We start from the raw sequence: 6,239 nt of genomic DNA on the forward strand, positions 1-6,239 counted from the left end.
AAGGATCCGAACATGTCCAACCCCATTGTCCGCTCCGCGCTGTTCGTCCCCGGCAGCCGCCCCGAGCGTTTCGCCAAGGCCCTGGCCTGTGGCGCCGATGCGGTGATCGTCGATTTCGAGGACGCCGTCGAGGAACCCCTCAAGGTGCAGGCGCGAGAGCACCTGGGGCGCTTCCTGCTGGCGCAGCCCCAGGTGCGGGCCTGGGTACGAATCAACGCACCCGAGCACCCCCAGCACCTGGCCGACCTGGCGTTCTGCCAGGCCCATGCCGGTGTGGTGGGCATTCTCCTGCCGAAAGTCGAGAGCGCAGCCCAAGTGGCGCAGGTGGCCGCCAGCGGCCGCCTGGTCTGGCCGATCATCGAAAGTGCCCGGGGCTTGCTGGCCCTGGGCGAGATCGCCAGCGCCCCCGGGGTCCAGCGCCTGTCGTTCGGCGGCCTGGACCTGGCCCTGGACCTCAACCTCAGCAGCGGCTCGGCGGCGGCCCAGTTCGCCCTGGACCAGGCGCGGCTGGCGCTGATCCTGCACTCCCGGGCGGCGGGGCTGCAGGCGCCGCTGGACGGGGTGTTTCCCGGCATCGCCGACAGCCAGGGCCTGGCCGCCTCGGTCCGCCACGCCTACGCCATGGGCTTTGCCGGTGCGCTGTGCATCCACCCGGCCCAGGTGCCGGTGATCCACCAGGCCCTGGCGCCCAGCGCCGAGGAGTTGGCCTGGGCCCAACGGGTGGTGGAAGGCGGGCGCGAGGGTGCCGGGGCCTACCAGGTGGATGGGCAGATGGTCGATGCCCCGGTGCTGCTGCGGGCCCAGCGCTTGCTGGCGATGGCCTGACCCTGCGCCCGGGCCGCGGCGCAGGTAGAATGGCGCGGTCTTTTTGTCGAGGTGGCACCATGCACAGCTCAGCCCCATACACCTGCGGTAGCGTCCGATGAGCAGCCTGGAGCGGGCCATCGCGCTGGCCGCCCAGGCCCATGCCGGGCAAGTCGACAAGGGCGGTGCGCCCTACATCCTGCATCCCTTGCGCGTGATGCTGCGCCTGACACACCCCGAGGCGCGGATTGTCGCGGTGCTGCACGATGTCCTGGAAGACTGCCCCATCACCCCGGAGCAGTTGCGGGGCGAGGGCTTCAGCGAAGAGGTGCTGGCGGCGCTGCTGGCGCTGACCAAGGTTGCCGGCGAGGACTACCCGGCGTTCATTCGCCGCGCAGGCGCGAACCCCCTGGCGCGGCAAGTGAAGCTGGCGGATCTGGCGGAAAACAGCGACCTGTCGCGCATCCCCGAACCGGGTGCCGAAGACCTGCGGCGCCTGGAGAAGTACCGCCAGGCCACGGATTACCTGAACTCACTGGCGCGCGACTGAGCTCGTGATACCTGCGCCCAGCAGCGGCTCAGGCCTGGTCGTCGTCGCTGAGCTCGCCGGCAAACCCCCAATCGCTGCCGTCGATTTCCTGGATCACGATGTGGGTATGCTCGGGCTTCTTGCCCAGTACCCGCACCAGGGATTCGGTGAATTCCTTGACCAGTTGGGCCTTCTGCTGGCGCGTGGCGCCCTTGGTGATCTGCAGGTTGATATAGGGCATGGATCGACACTCCAGGTGATGGCGCATGGACGGGCGGCAGGGCAGCCTACGACAGCCGCTGCCCTCCTGCCAGCCAGGGGCCTTGATGCGTCAGTTGCTGTAGCTGGACAGCGCCACTTCGGCGGTGCGTGCCGGTGGCTTGCGCCCACGGGTGCGCCAGTGCTCGATCAGCGCCCGGCCATGGGCCAGGCCGGCCTGCAGCGCGGCTTCAGTGCTGGCGTAGTCATTGCCGTAGGGCGGGCAGGCGAAGTGCACGGAAAAGCACGGGTGCTGGCCGTGGCCGGTGAGGCGGCCGACGTAGCTGTAGCTGGAACCGGACTGATGGGGATCAAGGCTGGGAGAGCTCGGTTCACGAATGATCATCACGTAGATGTCGTGGTCGAATTGGGTGTCTTGATACCAACTGCTTGAAGAATCCATGGTCCACCTCCTTGTCCGTGAGCCTTCGCCGTGGCCGGCGTCGGCATTGCGTTCTGTGCGGGTCTAGCGGTTTGCGGGTGACGCCTGGGGGGCGTCGTGCAGCCCGGCGGGGTGGCGGAACACCCCCTCGGGCAGCCGTTTTTCCAGGGCCCGTGCGGCCCTCAGTACCAGGGCGTCGCAGCCGAAGCGGGCGACGATCTGCAGGCCGATGGGCAGGCCCGTCTCGCTCAGGGCGCAAGGCAGGCTCAACGCTGGCTGGCGGCTGAAATTGAACGGGAAGGTGGTGGGCTGCCACATGGCGCTGATCTGTTCCGGCCAGTCCGGCGGCAGCAGGCGTTCCACGGCGAAGGGTTCGACCACCGCGGCAGGGGTCAGCAGCAGGTCGTACTCACCCAGGAAAGCGTGAAGCTTCTGCGCCACCCGGTGGCGCTCTTGCACCGCACAGGCGTAGTCCAGGGCATTGAGCTGGCGCGCGCGGACTTGGGCCTGCTGGAGAAAGTCCCCCACCAGATGGCGGTCCTCGGCGGGTATTTCCTGGGCCACGGCGCAGGCCACTTCCACCGGCCAGGCCCGCAGGTAGTTCGGCGCCGGGTTGCCGATGTCCGGCGAGGCCAGGACCAGGGTGGCGCCGGCTTCCTGCAACAGCCTGGCAGCGTTCAGGCAGGCTGCGGCGATCTGCGGGTCGACATGGGCGGCGTAGCCCAGGTCGGCGCTGAAGGCGATGCGCAGGCCGGCAACGCCGTCCTCGATGGAGCTGAGGAAATCCCTGGGCCCATGGGGCCAGGCAAAGGGCTCGCCGGGCTCGTGCACGGCCATGAGCTCCATCAACAGGGCAATGTCGCGCACGTGGCGGGCAATCGGGCCTTCGGCGGCCATGCCGCCCGGGTCGATGCTCGGGCAGGCGGACACCAGGCCATGGCTGGGCTTGAACCCGACCACGCCGCAAAAGCTCGACGGGGTACGGATCGAACCGGCGGCATCGTTGCCTGTCGCGGCCGGGGCATAACCGGCTGCGACCCCCGCAGTACTGCCGCCACTGCTGCCACCGGCATGCAGGGCCAGGTTCCACGGGTTGCGGGTGATGCCGGTCAACGGGCTGTCGGTCAGGGGCGTGCTGCCCAGTTCCGGCAGGGTGGTCTTGGCAATGAAGATCGCCCCGGCTTCACGCAGGCGTGCCACCAGGCTGGAGTCCCGGGTCATGGCCGGGCGGTTGGCCAGGGCCCGGGAACCACTGCGGGTCTGCCAGCCCTGTACGTCGTTGTTGTCCTTGACCAGGATCGGAATGCCATCCAGCCGGCCCATGGGTTGCCCGGCGGCCCAGCGCGCGGTGGACGCCTGGGCAGCGCGCAGCGAGGCCGGGTCCTGGCGTTCGCAGAGGGCGTTGAGCTGTGGCTCGTGGCGCTCGATCTGCGCCAGCACGGCCTGCAGCACGTCCACCGGGGTGAACTGCAAGGTGGCGAAACCCTGCAGCAGCGCCTCGATCGACAGGTGCGGCAGGGCCGCTTGGCTGGAAGTGGGCAACGGCATATTCGGCTCTTCGTTCAAGCACGCCGGGCGCGGGCTGCGCCACGGCGTGGAAAGGCGGCATGGACGCCGTTGGCGGCGTCCTGGCGGGCCTTCGCAGTGAATGACTCAGCGGCCACTGGTGACCTTGACCCAGGTCCGGGTCCGGGTGCGCTCGGCCTTGGCCGGCAGCGGGGCCAGGGGGTAGAGGCGGGTCATGGTCTCGGCGCTGGGGAACAGGTCCGGGTTGTCCAGCAGCGACTGCTGGATGAACGGCTTGGAATCGGTCACGCCGTTGGGGTAGCCGACGTAGTTGCTGATGGAGGCAATGACCTTGGGTTCCATCAGGTAATTGAGGAAGGCGTGGGCGGTGTCCACGTGCTTGGCGCCGGCGGGAATGGCCACGGTGTCGATCCACACCAGGGTGCCTTCCTTGGGAATGCGCATTTCGATGTGCACGCCGTTCTTGGCTTCGTTGGCGCGGTTGGCCGCCTGCAGGAAGCCCCCGGAGTAGCCCACGGCCACGCAGATGTTGCCGTTGGCGATATCGCCCATCCACTTGGCGCTATGGAAGTAGCGCACGTAGGGACGCAGCTTGAGCAGCATGGCCTCGGCCTTGCGGTAGTCCTCGGGGTTCTGGCTGTTGGGGTCCAGGCCCAGGTAGTGCAGGGCCAGGGGCAGCATTTCGGTGGGCGAGTCGAGGAAGGTCACGCCGCACTGGCTGAGCTTCTTCAGGTTCTCTTCCTTGAACACCAGGTCCCAGCTGTTGACCGGCGCGTCGCTGCCCAGCAATTCCTGGACCTTGTCGCGGTTGTAGCCGATCAGGTTGGTGCCCCACATGTAGGGAATCACGTAGCGGTTGCCCGGGTCGCTCTGCTCCAGCAGCTTCATCACGGCCGGGTCGAGGTTCTTCCAGTTCGGCAACTGCCCGCGGTCCAGGGGCTGGAAGGCGCCGGCGCTGATCTGCTTGCTGACGAAACCGCTGGAGGGCACCACCACGTCATAGCCGCTGTTGCCGGTCAGCAGCTTGGCTTCGAGCACTTCGTTGCTTTCGAAGATGTCGTACTTGACCTTGATCCCGCTCTGGGCCTGGAAATCCTTGATGGTGTTGGGAGCGATGTACTCCGACCAGTTGAAGATGTTCACCGTGCGCTCGGGGGCGGCCTGGGCGGTGACAGAGGCGGCCAGGGCCAGGGCACCGAGGGTGCAGGCCGTGGCGAGGCGGGAGAGGGCGGTGTGCAACGATTTCATATGACAACTCCATGTCCGAAATGAGCGGAACCATCCGAGGCGGACATTTTTCGTCGGATAGGTCGCAGAGAGAATGCTTACAACGGTCAATAGGGGATATTTAGCGTCAATCTTCGGCGCAGTCCGAGAGCGGCCCGAGCTGGCCGGCCAGCTGGCGGAAGCGCCCGGGAGCGACGCCGCTCCAGCGTTGGAAGGCGTGGCGGAAACTTGCGGTTTCCTTGAAGCCCAGGGCTTCGGCGATGCGGTAGATGGGCAGGCTGTGCTGGCCCAGCAACTGCTGGGCGCGGGCGTAGCGCAACTCGTCCAGCAACTGCTGATAGCTGGTGTCCTGGGCCCGCAGGCGCCGGCGCAGGGTGCTGGGGGAGCAGTGCACCTGGCGCGCCAGGCTGTCGAAATCCGGCACCGCGTGCAGTTGTTCATTGAGGATGCGCCGCACTTGGTCGATCCAGGTCGGCCGCGCGCTGAGCTCCTCGTTGAGGCGGATGCAGCGTTGCAGCATGTCGTTCTGGGTCACCAGGTCCGCCAGGGGCAGGCGCCGGTCCAGCCACTCCAGGTCGAAGCCGATGGCATTGCGCCCGGCATTGAACTGCACCGGGCAATTGAAGGCCTGCTCGTAGCTGTCCATATAGGGCTGGGGGCCATGCATCAGTTGCACCTGGCGCAGGGGCAGGGAGCAACCCAGCAGGTCCTGGCAGGTGACCCGGTAGGACGACATGCAGAAATCGGTGTTGAACACCTCAAGTTCGCTTTCGCTGTACTGGTCGGCGGTGAGCCAGGCCAGGCCGTCGCGGACCTCAAGGTCGAGGCGGAAGAAGGTGCCCAGCAGCAAGGGGTAGCGCAGCGCCAGGGACCAGCCTTCGCGCAGGGTGGCGCTGGTCAGCAGGGTCAGGCCGAACATGCCGTAGGCGGAAATGTGCAGGTTGCGCCCCAGCACCAGCCCCAGGTCCTGGCGAAACTGCACGGCGTTGCTGAACACGCGCATTTCCTGGCTGATATTGATCAGGCTGTTGGGCAGCTCCAGGTCCGCCAGCTGGATGCCGCTGCCCTCCAGCAGCACCTGGGCGGGTACGTCGCTGTCACGGAAGGCGTCCAGCACCGCTTGGGTGGTATGCAGGGTGGTCAAGCGAAGGGCGGTCATCGACGATCTCAGAGTGATATCGGGAGGCGTGACTTTAGGGGTTACGCGCCCGCGGTTCAATTGCCCCTTGCAGGCGCTGGCGGGGGCGGCGCAGGGCTCGGGGGGCCTTTCGCCGGCAAGCCGGCTCCTACGGGGAGGTGGGCGGCGCCGATTGCGCAGGCACTGCCCGTTGTAGGAGCTGGCTTGCCAGCGCCTGCAAGGGGCAATTGAACCGCGGGCGCGTAACCCCTAAAGTCACGCCTCCCGATATCACTCTGAGATCGTCGATGACCGCCCTTCGCTTGACCACCCTGCATACCACCCAAGCGGTGCTGGACGCCTTCCGTGACAGCGACGTACCCGCCCAGGTGCTG

7 protein-coding genes are annotated in these 6,239 nt (G+C 67.2%); 2 read left to right on the forward strand and 5 right to left on the reverse strand.

Going from position 1 to position 6,239, the window contains the following annotated elements; all coding sequences use genetic code 11:
- Positions 1-12 precede the first annotated feature (12 nt).
- Positions 13-825 carry a CoA ester lyase gene (locus A9971_RS07245; protein ID WP_053158018.1) on the forward strand — a complete coding sequence of 271 codons (813 nt, stop codon included), beginning with the start codon at positions 13-15 and terminating at the stop codon, positions 823-825.
- Between the two features lie 97 nt (positions 826-922).
- Complete coding sequence (locus A9971_RS07250) at positions 923-1,354, forward strand: HD domain-containing protein (protein WP_047336567.1); 432 nt, start codon at positions 923-925, stop codon at positions 1,352-1,354.
- Between the two features lie 28 nt (positions 1,355-1,382).
- Here A9971_RS07250 and A9971_RS07255 read toward each other — a convergent pair whose 3' ends face one another.
- The 5 genes from A9971_RS07255 to A9971_RS07275 form a co-directional block, all read right to left on the reverse strand.
- Complete coding sequence (locus A9971_RS07255; RefSeq protein ID WP_011060949.1) at positions 1,383-1,574, reverse strand: 4-oxalocrotonate tautomerase family protein; 192 nt, start codon at positions 1,572-1,574, stop codon at positions 1,383-1,385.
- A gap of 90 nt (positions 1,575-1,664) precedes the next feature.
- Entirely contained in the window at positions 1,665-1,994 is a 330-nt protein-coding gene (locus A9971_RS07260; protein ID WP_011060950.1) for a hypothetical protein, read from the reverse strand.
- Positions 1,995-2,057: 63 nt separating this feature from the next.
- Positions 2,058-3,521 carry an amidase gene (locus A9971_RS07265; RefSeq protein WP_183001640.1) on the reverse strand — a complete coding sequence of 488 codons (1,464 nt, stop codon included), beginning with the start codon at positions 3,519-3,521 and terminating at the stop codon, positions 2,058-2,060.
- A 105-nt stretch (positions 3,522-3,626) separates the two neighbouring features.
- Positions 3,627-4,748, reverse strand: coding sequence for a polyamine ABC transporter substrate-binding protein (locus tag A9971_RS07270; protein WP_011060952.1), 1,122 nt, complete (start codon positions 4,746-4,748; stop codon positions 3,627-3,629).
- A gap of 106 nt (positions 4,749-4,854) precedes the next feature.
- Positions 4,855-5,886 (reverse strand): AraC family transcriptional regulator, encoded by a 1,032-nt coding sequence (locus A9971_RS07275; protein WP_036996300.1) that lies wholly within the window; start codon positions 5,884-5,886, stop codon positions 4,855-4,857.
- Between the last annotated feature and the right edge of the window lie 353 nt (positions 5,887-6,239).

The sequence above is a fragment of the Pseudomonas sp. UME65 genome (assembly GCF_014170225.1).
GTDB lineage: Bacteria > Pseudomonadota > Gammaproteobacteria > Pseudomonadales > Pseudomonadaceae > Aquipseudomonas > Aquipseudomonas protegens.

Bases quoted from the DNA above. Each gene is read 5' to 3' on its own strand.
- A9971_RS07245 (WP_053158018.1), top strand. From the start codon at position 13: ATGTCCAACCCCATTGTCCGCTCCGCGCTGTTCGTCCCCGGCAGCCGC.
- A9971_RS07250 (WP_047336567.1), top strand. From the start codon at position 923: ATGAGCAGCCTGGAGCGGGCCATCGCGCTGGCCGCCCAGGCCCATGCC.
- A9971_RS07255 (WP_011060949.1), bottom strand. From the start codon at position 1,574: ATGCCCTATATCAACCTGCAGATCACCAAGGGCGCCACGCGCCAGCAG.
- A9971_RS07260 (WP_011060950.1), bottom strand. From the start codon at position 1,994: ATGGATTCTTCAAGCAGTTGGTATCAAGACACCCAATTCGACCACGAC.
- A9971_RS07265 (WP_183001640.1), bottom strand. From the start codon at position 3,521: ATGCCGTTGCCCACTTCCAGCCAAGCGGCCCTGCCGCACCTGTCGATC.
- A9971_RS07270 (WP_011060952.1), bottom strand. From the start codon at position 4,748: ATGAAATCGTTGCACACCGCCCTCTCCCGCCTCGCCACGGCCTGCACC.
- A9971_RS07275 (WP_036996300.1), bottom strand. From the start codon at position 5,886: ATGACCGCCCTTCGCTTGACCACCCTGCATACCACCCAAGCGGTGCTG.